The organism is Curtobacterium sp. BNK-1, assembly GCF_048685235.1.
GTDB classification, from domain to species: Bacteria; Pseudomonadota; Gammaproteobacteria; order Enterobacterales; family Enterobacteriaceae; genus Pantoea; species Pantoea agglomerans.
The window spans coordinates 175,520-188,472 of record NZ_JBLQTJ010000001.1 but is presented as its reverse complement, the minus strand read 5'-3'; the positions used below and the strand labels follow the sequence as shown (position 1 = coordinate 188,472).

Sequence of the window (12,953 nt, the reverse complement as noted above, 5' to 3'; positions counted from 1 at the left end):
ATTTTCAATGGCTATTCCACAACTGACCTCTTATCCGCTGCCAGCCGCCACCGAGTTGCCCAACAACAAAGTGAAATGGATGCTGGAGCCGGGCCGTGCCGCCCTGCTGATCCACGATATGCAGCGCTATTTTCTCAACTTCTGGGGCGACAACAGCCCGCTGGTTGAGCAGGTAGTCGACAATATTGCCCGGCTGCGTCGCTACTGCAAAGCGCAGGGCATTCCGGTGTTTTACACCGCTCAGCCAAACGCGCAGAGCGATGAAGATCGTGCGCTGCTCAACGACATGTGGGGACCGGGCCTGAATAAACATCCCGATCAGCAGAAGATCGTGGATGCGCTGGCACCGGATGAGGACGATCATGTCCTGACCAAATGGCGCTACAGTGCATTTCACCGCTCGCCGCTGGAGTCGATCCTGCAGGAGATGGGCCGCGATCAGCTGATTATCACCGGCGTCTATGCCCATATTGGCTGCCTGACCACCGCCACCGATGCGTTTATGCGCAATATTCAGCCGTTTATGGTGGCCGATGCGCTGGCTGACTTCAGCCGTGAGGAACATATGATGGCGCTGACCTACACCGCGGGCCGTAGCGGAAAAGTGGTGATGACCGCCGATCTGATGCCTGTGCCACTCAGCAAAGATGATTTGCGCGCGTTGATCCTGCCGCTGCTGGAAGATGATGAGGTGCCGGAAGATGATGAAAACCTGATTGATTACGGTCTGGACTCAGTACGCGTGATGGCGCTGGCGGCACGCTGGCGTCAGGTACATCGTGATATCGATTTCGTCAGCCTGGCGAAAAATCCGAGCATTGATGGCTGGTGGGCGCTGCTGACGCGGGAGCCGGCGAAATGAGCCACACATTCGACTTCAGCGGTAAAATCGTCTGGGTAACCGGTGCCGGCCAGGGCATCGGCTATCATACTGCGTTAGCCTTTCATCAGGCTGGCGCACAGGTCGAGGCCTTTGATCAACGTTTTAAGGGCCATGATTACCCGTTTCCCTGCCACACGATGGATGTAGCCGATCCGGCTCAGGTCAAAACGATCTGCCAGCGCGTATTGGCCGTGCAACCGCGCATTGATGTGCTGGTCAACGCAGCCGGTATCTTACGGATTGGTGCCACCGATGAGCTGTCGTTTGCCGACTGGCAGGCGTGTCTTAACGTCAATGCGGGCGGCGCGTTTAATCTGTTCCAGCAAACATTGCCACGCTTTCGCGAACAGCGCGCCGGTGCCATCGTCACCGTCGCGTCTAATTCGGCTCATGCCCCGCGTATTGGCATGTCCGCTTATGGCGCTTCAAAAGCGGCGCTGCGCAGTCTCTGTCAGACCGTGGGTCTGGAGATGGCGCCCTATGGCGTCCGCTGCAACATCGTTTCACCGGGTTCCACCAACACCGATATGCAGCGCAGCCTGTGGCACACACCGACGGGTGAGCAGGAGATGATTGCCGGCTTCCCGGATCAGTTCAAGCTGGGTATCCCGCTGGGCAAGATCGCGCAGCCGCAGGAAATTGCAGCCACCGTATTGTTTCTCGCGTCGGATCTTGCCAGCCATGTGACGCTGCAGGATATTGTGGTTGATGGTGGCGCAACCCTGGGAGCCTGATAATGACAGCGATCTGGAAGCGATCCATTGATCTTCCCGCCCTGAATGCGCTGGGTGAGAACTCTCTGGTGGCCCATCTGGGTATCGTTTTTACCCTGATAGGTGATGATTATCTGGAAGCGACGATGCCGGTCGATGCCCGTACGCAACAGCCGTTCGGGCTGCTGCATGGCGGTGCGTCCGTGGTGCTGGCGGAGTCGATGGGCTCAATTGCCGGATATCTGGCGGTTGAGGAAGGCAGCAGCGTGGTTGGCGTAGAAGTGAATGCCAGCCATCATCGTGCGGTTTCTGCCGGTCTGGTGCGGGGAATTTGCCGTCCACTGCATCTGGGTAAACGCAGTCAGAGCTGGCAGATTGAGATTCGGAACGGTCGGGATCAGCTGTGCTGCAGTGCGCGACTGAGTGTGGCGGTGATGAGCTAGCTGCAGAAAGAACAATGCCCCCTTTCAGGCCTGAAAGGGGGCATTGCATATCACGCTGTAGCAGGCGATCGGTTAACGCTGATAGATAATTTCAACGCCTTCGTCGTCTTCATCATCCCAGTCGTCATCCCACTCTTCATCTTCCACTTCAACCGTGTTTTCAATGGTTTCTTTGTGGTAATCGTCCCACATGAACTCCACTTTCTCCGGCTGCTTCTCTTCAAGCTCCGCTTCTTTCGGATTAGCGTTGATGAAGCTCATCACGTCCCAGCAGAGTTCGTTGACACCGGTACGGCTTGCGGCAGAAATCAGGTAATACTTATCTTCCCAGCCCAGTGCTTCAGCCACCGCTTTAGCCCGTGACTGCGCTTCTTCTTCACTGATCAGATCAATTTTGTTGAAGACCAGCCAGCGTGGCTTGTTGAACAGCTTCTCGCTGTACTTTTCCAGCTCGCCGAGAATGATGCGGGCATTTTCAACCGGATCGCTTTCATCGATGGGGTCGATGTCGATCAGGTGCAGCAACACGCGGCAGCGCTCAAGGTGCTTCAGGAAGCGAATGCCGAGGCCTGCGCCATCGGCTGCGCCTTCAATCAGGCCAGGGATATCGGCCACGACGAAGCTCTGCTCGCTGTCCATACGAACCACGCCCAGGCTCGGCACCAGCGTGGTAAACGGATAGTCCGCCACTTTTGGCTTCGCTGCCGATACGGCACGGATAAAGGTCGATTTACCGGCATTCGGTAAGCCCAGCATCCCGACATCTGCCAGCAGCATCAGCTCCAGCTGCAGATCGCGCTTTTCACCTGGGGTACCCATGGTTTTCTGGCGCGGACTGCGGTTTACAGATGATTTAAAGCGGGTGTTACCCAGGCCATGCCAGCCGCCTTTGCCGACCATCAGTTTCTGGCCGTGACGCGTCATGTCGCCCAGTGTCTCGCCGGTACCCTGATCGATAACCCGGGTGCCGACCGGCACTTTAACTTCGATATCTTTACCGCGTTTGCCAGTACAGTCGCGGCTCTGGCCGTTCTGCCCACGCTCGGCGCGGAAAGATTTTTCGAAACGATAATCGATAAGGGTGTTGAGGTTTTCATCAGCGATCAGATAAACGTCACCGCCGTCACCGCCATCACCCCCATCAGGGCCGCCTCTCGGGATATATTTTTCGCGGCGGAAGCTTACGCAACCATTACCGCCATCACCGGCGACGACCAAAATTGTCGCTTCATCTACAAACTTCATTTTCTATCTCCGTCACACAATCGCCTGCAGCACTCTGCAGACGGGTCCGCCAGGGTCTTCTGCGCTGACCAGCGGCGGATAAATCAGGATTGGCTTTCGCCAGTGCGTACATAAAGTGTACAGCAAACTTTTGTGATGCGTCGCTTTTACCGCAACAGACCGCAGAATGTAAAAAGCCCCGCAGGAGCTGCGGGGCCTTCAATTCGTGCGTTCAGACGTTAAACGTCTGCGTCACGACAACCTTACTCAGCAACGATGCTGATGTATTTACGGTTGTTCGGACCTTTAACTTCGAACTGTACTTTACCGTCTGCGGTAGCAAACAGGGTGTGGTCACGACCACAACCTACATTGGTACCGGCGTGGAATTTGGTGCCACGCTGACGAACGATGATGCTACCTGCCAGAACAGATTCGCCACCGAAACGTTTTACACCCAGACGTTTTGCATTGGAGTCACGACCATTTCGAGTCGAACCACCAGCCTTTTTATGTGCCATTTGTCAGATCTCCTCTTATGCCGTGATACCAGTGATTTTCACATCAGTGAACCACTGGCGATGGCCTGCTTGCTTACGGTAGTGCTTACGACGACGAAACTTAACGATCTTAATTTTCTCGCCACGACCGTGAGCAACAACTTCTGCCTTGATCATTCCGCCTGAAACCAGTGGCGCGCCGATTTTCACGTCTTCGCCATTAGCAATCATCAGAACCTGGTCAAACTCAATCGTTTCACCGGTTGCGATGTCCAGCTTTTCCAGGCGAACGGTCTGACCTTCGCTTACTCGGTGTTGTTTACCACCACTTTGGAAAACCGCGTACATATAAAACTCCGCTTCTGCGCTTGCCTTTTAGTTCATCAGGCGGCGCGCTAAATATTCACAATAGGGCGCGAATTCTACGCAAAACTCCAGAAGAAGACAAGAGCACTTTGCACACTCTTGCAGAAAAAAAACACAGGCTGAATGCAACCGTTTCTCAGGCAGAAAATTCAAGTACAATCAGTAACAGATTACCTGAACGCTGGCTGGGTAAAAGCACTTACCATGGCAGAGATAACGAGTCATAGCTGAAAAGACGAATGAACTTAGAACAGATTAATGAATTAACCGCACAGGATATGGCTGCCGTTAACCAGACCATCCTCGACCAGCTGAATTCAGATGTCTCGCTCATCAACCAGTTGGGCTACTACATCATCAGTGGTGGGGGCAAGCGTATCCGTCCCATGATTGCCGTGCTATCCGCACGTGCCATGGGCTACAAGGGCGATCTGCACGTGACCAATGCGGCGCTGATCGAATTTATCCACACCGCCACGCTGCTGCATGACGATGTCGTGGATGAATCCGATATGCGTCGTGGCAAAGCGACCGCGAACGCGGCGTTTGGCAATGCGGCAAGCGTGCTGGTCGGTGATTTTATTTACACCCGCGCCTTCCAGATGATGACCAGCATGGGTTCGCTGCGTATCCTGGCGCTGATGTCAGAAGCGGTAAACGTGATTGCTGAGGGTGAAGTCCTGCAGCTGATGAACGTCAACGATCCCGACATCACCGAAGAGAGCTACATGCGCGTGATTTACAGCAAGACCGCGCGCCTGTTTGAAGCGGCCTCGCAGGCCTCGGCGATACTGGCTGAAGCCACACCTGAAGAGGAAAAAGCGCTACAGGATTATGGGCGCTATCTGGGCACCGCTTTCCAGTTAATTGACGACTTACTGGATTACAGTGCTGATGGCGAGACGCTGGGCAAAAATACCGGCGACGATCTGAGTGAAGGCAAACCCACGCTGCCACTGCTGCATGCTATGCAGCACGGCTCACCTGAGCAGGCGAAGATGATCCGTGAAGCCATTGAGCAGGGAAATGGCCGCCATCTGCTTGAACCGGTACTGGAAGCGATGAATCAGTGTGGTTCACTCGAATGGACGCGCAGCCGCGCCGAACAGGAAGCGGATAAAGCCATTGAAGCCTTGCGTATTCTGCCCGAATCGCCGTGGCGCAGTGCGCTGGAGTCGCTGGCGCACATGTCAGTTCAGCGCGATTTCTGATCCCTCACGGAGCCTGACAGGCTCCGTTTTTACGTCCCTGCTCTCACTTCTTTTTGTTACCTCTTAGCTGTTGCACTCCTTTTGCATGCCACCCCACAGATCAGATGCTGGATCCAAATATTACTGGAAACTAATGGGAAATATTTGCTATAAAAAACTCAATCTTTCCAGATAACGGTAAAAAGGAAAGCTCACGTCCTGCTGGACGACGCAATCACAGGGAAAAGGAGAACAGGATATGCAAAAAAGGATGGAAGACTGGCACCCGGCTGACATTATCGCGGCGCTGCATAAGCGTGGAATGACACTCGCGGCGCTGTCACGCGCAGCAGGTCTCAGTTCATCAACGCTGGCTAATGCGCTCACGCGTCCATGGCCTAAGGGCGAATGGTTGATCGCTGACGCGATCAAGGTTCATCCTTGTGAGATCTGGCCCAGCCGCTATTACGATCCCGAGACCCACTGCCTGCTGGATCGCAGAAAACGTATCCGGGCGCCTGTCGATCATTCCGATACCGCCTGAAAACTCAGGCGATCCTCAGGCGAAAAAAAACCAGCCCCCAAAGGGGGCTGGCTCTTTCAGAGCATCTGCGGGATTACTCTTCGCTGACGCGCTCGATGTTTGCGCCCATGGCTTTCAGCTTATCTTCGATGTGCTCATAGCCACGATCGATGTGATAAATGCGATCAACGAACGTCGTTCCTTCCGCAATACAACCGGCCAGAACCAGGCTGGCAGACGCACGCAAATCGGTCGCCATCACCTGCGCACCTGACAGGGTTTCAACCCCATGACAGATCGCCGTGTTGCTCTCAATCTCAGCATGTCCGCCCATACGAATCAGTTCCGGGATATGCATGAAACGGTTTTCGAAGATGGTTTCGGTAATTACGCCCGTGCCTTCCGCGACCATGTTTAACAGTGTGAACTGCGCCTGCATATCGGTCGGGAAACCTGGATGCGGTGCAGTGCGCACGTTGACCGCTTTTGGCCGCTTGCCGTGCATATCCAGACTGATCCAGTCTTCGCCGGTTTCGATATCGGCCCCCGCATCACGCAGCTTGGCCAGCACAGCATCCAGCGTATCCGGCTGGGTTTTGTGACACATCACTTTGCCACCTGAAATGGCCGCAGCCACCAGGAAGGTACCGGTTTCGATACGATCCGGCAGGACACGATAAACACCGCCACCCAGACGCTCTACGCCTTCGATGGTGATTTTATCGCTGCCTGCACCACTGATTCTGGCGCCCAGGGTGTTAAGGAAGTTGGCGGTATCGACAATTTCCGGCTCACGCGCCGCATTCTCAATCACGGTGGTACCGGTCGCCAGCGTCGCAGCACTCATGATGGTCACGGTCGCGCCGACGCTGATTTTGTCCATGACAATCAGTGCGCCCTTCAGGCGGCCATTGACTGACGCTTTCACGTAGCCCTCTTCCAGCTTGATCTCGGCACCCAGCTGTTCAAGACCGGTAATGTGCAGATCAACCGGACGCGCGCCGATAGCGCAGCCACCCGGCAGGGAAACCTGACCCTGACCAAAACGCGCCACCAGCGGGCCCAGCGCCCAGATTGAGGCACGCATGGTTTTGACCAGATCGTAAGGCGCACAAAATACATCTACCGCGCTGGCATCGACATGCACAGAACCGTTGCGTTCCACCTTCGCACCCAGCTGGCTCAGCAGCTTCATGGTGGTATCAATGTCGCGCAGCTTTGGCACATTCTGGATCTCGACCGGCTCTTCAGCCAGCAGCGCAGCAAACAGAATAGGAAGCGCGGCGTTCTTTGCCCCGGAAATGGTTACTTCACCACTTAAGCGGGTGGGGCCTTGCACACGAAATTTGTCCATTAACACGGCTCTCAATTAACTAGCTAAAGATTGGACTCGCCAGCGACGAGTTCACCACGCTGGGGATCAGAAACCGTTGAGTTTACGGTCACGCGCCCATTCAGCGGGAGTATAGGTTTTGATAGAGACAGCATGAATGCGGTTATCCGCGATAAATTCCATCAGCGGCGCATAGACAGCCTGCTGCTTTTTCACGCGGCTCAGTTCGCCAAACAGTTCGCCTACGGCGATCACCTGAAAATGGCTGCCATCATTGCTCATCACATGCACTTCATCTAAAGGCAATGCTGCCATCAGCACGGCCTGAATTTCACTGTTTTCCATTGGGCTTAACTTCACTTAATAATAATAAGGCTGACATAGTAGAGGAAAGCGGCTGACTCTTAAATACGCAAAAGCCCCTGTTGAAAACAGGGGCTTAGCATAACAACCGGATATCAGGCGCTTTTATCCGCAGAAACAATAATCTGTTGCAGATTGTAAAGCGTAATCAGCGAATGCAGTTTGTCGCTGATGCCCGTAAAGCGAGGGGTAATACCCTGTGCCCGCGCGATTTCCCGCAGGTGCACCAGCAGGGCAAGCCCGGAAGAGTCCACACGCTCCAGCGCCGCGACGTCGATGGTATCGACATCTTTAATCAGCGTTTCACGTTGCTGCCACAGGCTCATCAGCGTGTCGCGATCCAGTTCGCCTTTCAGTAATAGCGTGCTGGCTTCCCGCTCCCAGCGTAACGATTCGTGCATTATTGTTGTTTATCCAGCGTGATTGGCTGTGCCGCAGAAGATTTCAGCTGCGCCGTCAGACCATCGATACCTTTGGTACGTAACAGATCGCTCCACTCATTTTGTTTGGTGGTAATCATGCTGACGCCTTCAGCGATCATGTCATACGCCTGCCAGTTACCGCTCTGGCTGTTTTTACGCCACTGGAAGTCGAGGCGAACCGGTGGACGACCATTGGGATCGATAATGGAAACGCGAATAGCGACAATCTGGGCATCGCCTAACGGCTGCTCAGGTTGAATCTGGTAGCTCTGTCCGTTGTACAGTGCCAGTGCCTGACCATAAGCCTGCGCCAGATAGTCACCAAAGGCGCTGAAGTATGCTTCACGCTGAGCGGGCGTCGAATCACGATAGTAGCGGCCCAGCACTAACGCGCCCGCATATTTGATCTGTACATAAGGCAGCAGCTCCTGACGCACAATCTGACGCAGGTAGTTAGGGTCCTGCTTGATTTTCGGCTGCTCGTTTTTCAGACGGGTGAACGTCTTTTGCGCCGCTTCATTCATCAGTTTGTAGGGGTTGCTCTGATCGGCTGCGGTTGCCGTCAGCGGTACCGCAACCACCAGCATGGCAATCATCAGTAAACGTTTAAACATGGTATACCCTCTTCTTTAAGGTTGAGCCGGTGCCGCAGGCGCAGCACTGTCGCCTTCCTGCGCATCCTTGTTTTCACTGTTTTGTTTATTATCGCCGCTCTTATAAAGGAACTGACCGATCAGGTCTTCGAGCACCATGGCGGATTTCGTATCGCGCAGCGTATCGCCATCTTTCAGCATCGCCGAACCCAGTTCAGGATCGTCAAATCCTAAATTGAGTGCCAGGAATTGCTCACCCAGTAGTCCCTGAGTGCGAACCGCCAGCGAGCTGGTGTCTGAAATTTTATTCGCATACTGATCGCTGATGTCCATGGTGACACGCGGCAGCAGCGTTTTCGGCTCTAACTCAATGTCGGTCACCCGGCCAATCACCACCCCACCAATCTTGACCGGCGAACTGGCTTTGAGACCACCAATATTGTCAAAGGTGGCGTAGAGCTTCCACGTCGGCTCGGTGCCCATTGACTTTAAATCGGCGACGCGCAGCGCGAGAAACAGCGCCGCCAGCAACGCCATAATCATAAATATGCCAACCCAGATTTCGCTTTTTTTGCTTTGCATTGCATCAATTCCCAAACATCAGTGCTGTCAGCACAAAATCCAATCCGAGCACCGCCAGTGACGCGTGCACCACAGTGCGCGTCGTCGCGCGACTGATCCCTTCAGAGGTTGGAATCGCATCATAGCCGTTAAACAGCGCAATCCACGTCACGGTAATGGCAAATACCGCACTTTTAATCAGGCAGTTAACCACATCGGCACGAAAATCGACGGCATTCTGCATCGCCGACCAGAAGAAACCGGGATCAATCCCTTTCCAGCTCACCCCGACCAGCGCCCCACCGGCAATCCCTACCGCGGTAAAAATCAGCGTCAGTAACGGCATACTGATAAAACCGGCCCAGAAGCGCGGCGAGACCACCCGGCGCAACGGGTCAACCGCCATCATCTCCATACTGGAGAGCTGTTCGGTGGCCTTCATCAGGCCGATTTCGGCGGTCAGCGCAGACCCTGCCCGTCCGGCGAACAGCAGCGCGGTCACAACCGGCCCCAGTTCGCGCAGCAATGACAGCGCCACCAGCATACCGAGGCTGGTTTCCGCGCCATAGGTGTTTAAGACCAGATAACCCTGAAGGCCAAGCACCATGCCGATAAACAGACCGGAAACCACGATGATCAGCAGCGACAGCACGCCGACGCTATAAAGTTGTTTAATCAGTAGCGGCGTGTGTCTGCGGAACGCTGGCTTGCCCACCAGCGCATGAAAGAGCATGAGTCCTGCGCGTCCAAAACTGGCGCACGTTTCAATTCCCTGACGTCCAAATGTCGCCAGCGCCTTCAACACCATCAGTTTAGTTACTCCCTGAGCCGGTTAAATCAGCGAGATAGTCGCCGGCAGGAAAACGGAAGGGAACCGGACCATCCGCATCGCCATCAATAAACTGGCGAACGCGCGGGTCATTGTTCGCTCGCAACTCCGGCGTGGTGCCGTGTGCGATAATTTTTTGTCCGGCCACGATATAGGCATAGTCCGCAATACTCAGTACTTCCGGTACGTCGTGCGAGACCACAATACAGGTCAGGCCCAGAGCATGGTTCAGTTCATCAATGAGTTTTACCAGCACACCCATCGTGATCGGATCCTGACCGACGAAAGGCTCATCAAACATGATCAGTTCCGGCTCCAGCGCGATAGCGCGCGCCAGTGCCACACGACGCGCCATTCCGCCCGACAGCTCCGCGGGCTTCAGCTGGGCCGCGCCACGCAGACCCACCGCTTCCAGCTTCATCAGCACTGTGCTGTGCAGCAACGGAGGAGGCAGACGGGTATGTTCACGCAGCGGCCAGGCAACATTTTCATAGACCGTCAGGTCAGTAAACAGCGCGCCAGACTGGAACAGCATGCTCATTTTTTTGCGCGCTTCGTACAATTTAGTGCGAGACAATGACGGAATGTTTTCACCACGGAAAAAGATTTCACCGCTGGTCGGCTGAAGTTGCCCCCCAATCAAGCGTAGCAGCGTGGTTTTTCCTATCCCCGACGGCCCCATTATCGCCGTCACTTTGCCTTTTGGCACGGTCAGCGAAATGTCATCGAAGATGGTGCGATCTCCGCGCGAAAAACTCACGCCACGAACCTCAACCAGATTCGATTGCTGCTGGATCATTATAACCTCTTGTAAGGATCGGGCGTAAACATGGGGTACGATGGTAGCCTGTTCGGTCCTGATTCACGATAGCTTTACAGAAACTTACCGCTAAGATTTGGCGAAAATGGTCATTAAATTTACTTTTGCCGTCCGGACGGTCAAAATCAGCGCCTGTCTCGCCAAACAGAACCTTAAACCGGTCGGGAAAGGCATTGCCGGCCTGGGTTTTTACGCAAGGATTTTTCATGTTCGTAGCTTCTGCACTGCTGATTATCGGTTTGCTTTTACTGGCATATGGTGCCGATCGTCTGGTGTTTAGCGCCTCTATACTGTGTCGATCATTTGGCATCCCGCCACTGATTATTGGCATGACCGTTGTCAGCATCGGCACCTCGCTGCCAGAGATGATCCTCTCCTTTTCCGCCGCGCAGCATGGCCAGATGGATCTTGCTGTTGGCACCGCGCTCGGCTCGAATATTACCAATATTTTACTCATCCTGGGTGCCGCTGCGCTTATGCACCCGCTCAGCGTCCATTCTAATCTGATACGCCGTGAACTGCCGTTAATGTTGCTGGTTACCCTGCTCAGCGGTTTCATGCTGTTTGACAATCAGCTTAGTCGACTGGATGGAATAGGCCTGATCGCCATTGCCGCGATTTATCTGATGGTGGTGATTCGCATTGCGCGTAAAGCAGAACGGGATAACAACGACACCCTGACCCGCGAGCAGCTGGCCGAGCTGCCACGCGAAGAGAGCGGAAATACGGTGGCCTTTCTCTGGCTGGCCGTCGCGCTGATTATCCTGCCGATGTCGACACGAATGGTGATCGACAATGCCACTGCGTTTGCCGACTATTTTGGCGTCAGCGAGCTGGTGATGGGCCTGACGCTGATCGCCGTGGGCACCAGCCTGCCCGAGCTGGCAACGGTTATTGCCGGTGCGCTGAAAGGCGAAGATGATATCGCGATCGGCAATCTGATCGGCGCCAACATTTATAATATTGCCATTGTGCTGGGTCTGCCGGCGCTGATTCACCCTGGCAGTGTCGATTATCACGCCTTCGCCCGTGATTACTGGGTGATGCTGGGAGTCAGCGTGCTGTTTGCCCTGCTCTGCCTGCTACGTCGCCGCCGCGTTGGCCGAACGGCAGGCTTATTTTTACTCTGTGGTTTCTTCGTCTGGGTGACGCTGCTGTGGATGCAGCCGGCATTCATGGACGGCTAACAAGGACAGACTCACTATGTCATATCAGCAACCAACAGCATTTGATTTCCAGCAGGCGGGGAAAACCGTACTGCGCATTGAGCGCGAAGGTCTGGAACAACTCGATCAATATATTAACGACGATTTCGCCCGCGCCTGCGCCCTGATCTACGCCTGTCAGGGTAAAGTGGTGGTGATGGGCATGGGCAAGTCTGGCCATATCGGCAAAAAAATGGCGGCGACCTTTGCCAGTACCGGCACGCCCGCTTTTTTTGTTCATCCGGCCGAAGCCAGCCATGGCGATCTGGGCATGGTGAGCAAAAATGATGTGGTCATCGCCATCTCCAACAGCGGTGAGTCGAACGAAATCCTCGCGCTGATTCCGGTTTTAAAGCGTCAGCACATTACGCTGATCTGCATGACCGGACGGCCTGACAGTGCGATGGGCCGGGTTGCCGATGTGCATCTGTGTGTCCATGTTCCGCAGGAAGCCTGCCCGCTGGGTCTGGCACCGACCACCAGCACCACGGCCACGCTGGTGATGGGTGACGCGCTGGCGGTTTCGCTGCTGGAAGCGCGCGGCTTCACCGCCGAAGACTTTGCTTTGTCCCATCCTGGTGGTGCGCTGGGCCGTAAACTGCTGCTGCATGTGGCTGATATCATGCACAGTGGCGATGAGCTGCCGCACGTCACACGGGACGCCTCGCTGCGCGATGCGCTGCTGGAGATTACCCGCAAAAATCTGGGGCTGACGGTGATCGTCGACGATCTGATGAAAATTGAAGGTATCTTTACCGATGGTGACCTGCGCCGCATCTTTGATATGGGCATCGATTTCCAGCGCGCCACCATCGGGGAAGTGATGACGCCAGGTGGCATCCGCGTCCGGCCTAATATGCTGGCAGTGGAAGCCCTGAACCTGATGCAGACCAAAAACATTACCTCGATTCTGGTGGCCGATGACGACCATCTGCTCGGTGTGGTACATATGCATGACATGCTGCGCGCTGGCGTAGTCTGAACA

The 12,953-nt window shown here is 54.8% G+C and carries 18 protein-coding genes; 7 read left to right on the top strand and 11 right to left on the bottom strand.

Translation table 11 applies throughout. The features are described 5' to 3' along the window. Positions 1 to 7: 7 nt before the first annotated feature. The 3 genes from ACMGGP_RS00875 to ACMGGP_RS00865 are packed head-to-tail and all read left to right on the top strand — an operon-like array spanning position 8 to position 2,039. The gene (locus tag ACMGGP_RS00875; protein WP_167430341.1) at positions 8 to 862 is read left to right on the top strand and encodes an isochorismatase family protein; all 855 of its coding nucleotides are present in this window, start codon (positions 8 to 10) and stop codon (positions 860 to 862) included. Continuing rightward, complete coding sequence (gene dhbA, locus ACMGGP_RS00870) at positions 859 to 1,617, top strand: 2,3-dihydro-2,3-dihydroxybenzoate dehydrogenase (RefSeq protein ID WP_132499344.1); 759 nt, start codon at positions 859 to 861, stop codon at positions 1,615 to 1,617. The genes ACMGGP_RS00875 and dhbA overlap by 4 nt, the downstream gene beginning before the upstream one ends. Before the next feature lie 2 nt (positions 1,618 to 1,619). Then, the gene (locus ACMGGP_RS00865) at positions 1,620 to 2,039 is read left to right on the top strand and encodes a hotdog fold thioesterase (protein WP_029519501.1); all 420 of its coding nucleotides are present in this window, start codon (positions 1,620 to 1,622) and stop codon (positions 2,037 to 2,039) included. A 72-nt stretch (positions 2,040 to 2,111) separates the two neighbouring features. Here ACMGGP_RS00865 and cgtA read toward each other — a convergent pair whose 3' ends face one another. From cgtA to rplU, 3 genes are all read right to left on the bottom strand, one after another. Further along, positions 2,112 to 3,284, bottom strand: a complete 1,173-nt coding sequence (gene cgtA / locus ACMGGP_RS00860) for an Obg family GTPase CgtA (RefSeq protein WP_003851092.1) — start codon at positions 3,282 to 3,284, stop codon at positions 2,112 to 2,114. Positions 3,285 to 3,526: 242 nt separating this feature from the next. Beyond that, positions 3,527 to 3,784: a 50S ribosomal protein L27 gene (gene rpmA / locus ACMGGP_RS00855; RefSeq protein WP_003851093.1), complete on the bottom strand. Its 258-nt coding sequence runs from the start codon at positions 3,782 to 3,784 to the stop codon at positions 3,527 to 3,529. A 15-nt stretch (positions 3,785 to 3,799) separates the two neighbouring features. Then, complete coding sequence (rplU, locus tag ACMGGP_RS00850) at positions 3,800 to 4,111, bottom strand: 50S ribosomal protein L21 (RefSeq protein ID WP_008925416.1); 312 nt, start codon at positions 4,109 to 4,111, stop codon at positions 3,800 to 3,802. A 257-nt stretch (positions 4,112 to 4,368) separates the two neighbouring features. Here rplU and ispB point away from each other — a divergent pair, with 257 nt between their 5' ends. Both ispB and ACMGGP_RS00840 read left to right on the top strand, forming a co-directional pair. Then, on the top strand, positions 4,369 to 5,340 hold the full coding sequence (ispB, locus tag ACMGGP_RS00845) for an octaprenyl diphosphate synthase (protein WP_008925415.1): 972 nt from the start codon (positions 4,369 to 4,371) through the stop codon (positions 5,338 to 5,340). A gap of 238 nt (positions 5,341 to 5,578) precedes the next feature. Next, positions 5,579 to 5,863: a helix-turn-helix domain-containing protein gene (locus tag ACMGGP_RS00840; RefSeq protein ID WP_022625265.1), complete on the top strand. Its 285-nt coding sequence runs from the start codon at positions 5,579 to 5,581 to the stop codon at positions 5,861 to 5,863. 73 nt (positions 5,864 to 5,936) lie between these two features. On the opposite strand, the gene murA is transcribed toward ACMGGP_RS00840, so the two are convergent. From murA to ACMGGP_RS00800, 8 genes are all read right to left on the bottom strand, one after another. Further along, positions 5,937 to 7,196, bottom strand: a complete 1,260-nt coding sequence (gene murA / locus ACMGGP_RS00835; RefSeq protein ID WP_010251868.1) for a UDP-N-acetylglucosamine 1-carboxyvinyltransferase — start codon at positions 7,194 to 7,196, stop codon at positions 5,937 to 5,939. Between the two features lie 66 nt (positions 7,197 to 7,262). Then, positions 7,263 to 7,520, bottom strand: a complete 258-nt coding sequence (ibaG, locus tag ACMGGP_RS00830) for a BolA family iron metabolism protein IbaG (RefSeq protein WP_010251880.1) — start codon at positions 7,518 to 7,520, stop codon at positions 7,263 to 7,265. A gap of 113 nt (positions 7,521 to 7,633) precedes the next feature. Next, positions 7,634 to 7,939 carry a lipid asymmetry maintenance protein MlaB gene (gene mlaB, locus ACMGGP_RS00825; RefSeq protein ID WP_010251883.1) on the bottom strand — a complete coding sequence of 102 codons (306 nt, stop codon included), beginning with the start codon at positions 7,937 to 7,939 and terminating at the stop codon, positions 7,634 to 7,636. Continuing rightward, on the bottom strand, positions 7,939 to 8,574 hold the full coding sequence (gene mlaC, locus ACMGGP_RS00820; protein WP_010251887.1) for a phospholipid-binding protein MlaC: 636 nt from the start codon (positions 8,572 to 8,574) through the stop codon (positions 7,939 to 7,941). The genes mlaB and mlaC overlap by 1 nt, the downstream gene beginning before the upstream one ends. A 15-nt stretch (positions 8,575 to 8,589) precedes the next feature. After that, positions 8,590 to 9,135, bottom strand: a complete 546-nt coding sequence (gene mlaD, locus ACMGGP_RS00815) for an outer membrane lipid asymmetry maintenance protein MlaD (RefSeq protein ID WP_010251890.1) — start codon at positions 9,133 to 9,135, stop codon at positions 8,590 to 8,592. A 4-nt stretch (positions 9,136 to 9,139) separates the two neighbouring features. Then, positions 9,140 to 9,922, bottom strand: coding sequence for a lipid asymmetry maintenance ABC transporter permease subunit MlaE (gene mlaE / locus ACMGGP_RS00810; protein ID WP_010251894.1), 783 nt, complete (start codon positions 9,920 to 9,922; stop codon positions 9,140 to 9,142). Between the two features lie 4 nt (positions 9,923 to 9,926). Continuing rightward, positions 9,927 to 10,742 (bottom strand): phospholipid ABC transporter ATP-binding protein MlaF, encoded by an 816-nt coding sequence (gene mlaF, locus ACMGGP_RS00805; RefSeq protein WP_010251897.1) that lies wholly within the window; start codon positions 10,740 to 10,742, stop codon positions 9,927 to 9,929. Next, a complete protein-coding gene (locus ACMGGP_RS00800) occupies positions 10,714 to 10,971 on the bottom strand; it encodes a hypothetical protein (RefSeq protein ID WP_124889623.1) in 258 nt (85 codons plus the stop codon). The genes mlaF and ACMGGP_RS00800 overlap by 29 nt, the downstream gene beginning before the upstream one ends. Here ACMGGP_RS00800 and ACMGGP_RS00795 point away from each other — a divergent pair. Both ACMGGP_RS00795 and kdsD read left to right on the top strand, forming a co-directional pair. After that, positions 10,970 to 11,950, top strand: a complete 981-nt coding sequence (locus ACMGGP_RS00795; RefSeq protein WP_010251901.1) for a calcium/sodium antiporter — start codon at positions 10,970 to 10,972, stop codon at positions 11,948 to 11,950. The genes ACMGGP_RS00800 and ACMGGP_RS00795 overlap by 2 nt on opposite strands. Positions 11,951 to 11,966: 16 nt before the next feature. Then, entirely contained in the window at positions 11,967 to 12,950 is a 984-nt protein-coding gene (gene kdsD, locus ACMGGP_RS00790) for an arabinose-5-phosphate isomerase KdsD (RefSeq protein ID WP_010251903.1), read from the top strand. Positions 12,951 to 12,953: the final 3 nt, after the last annotated feature.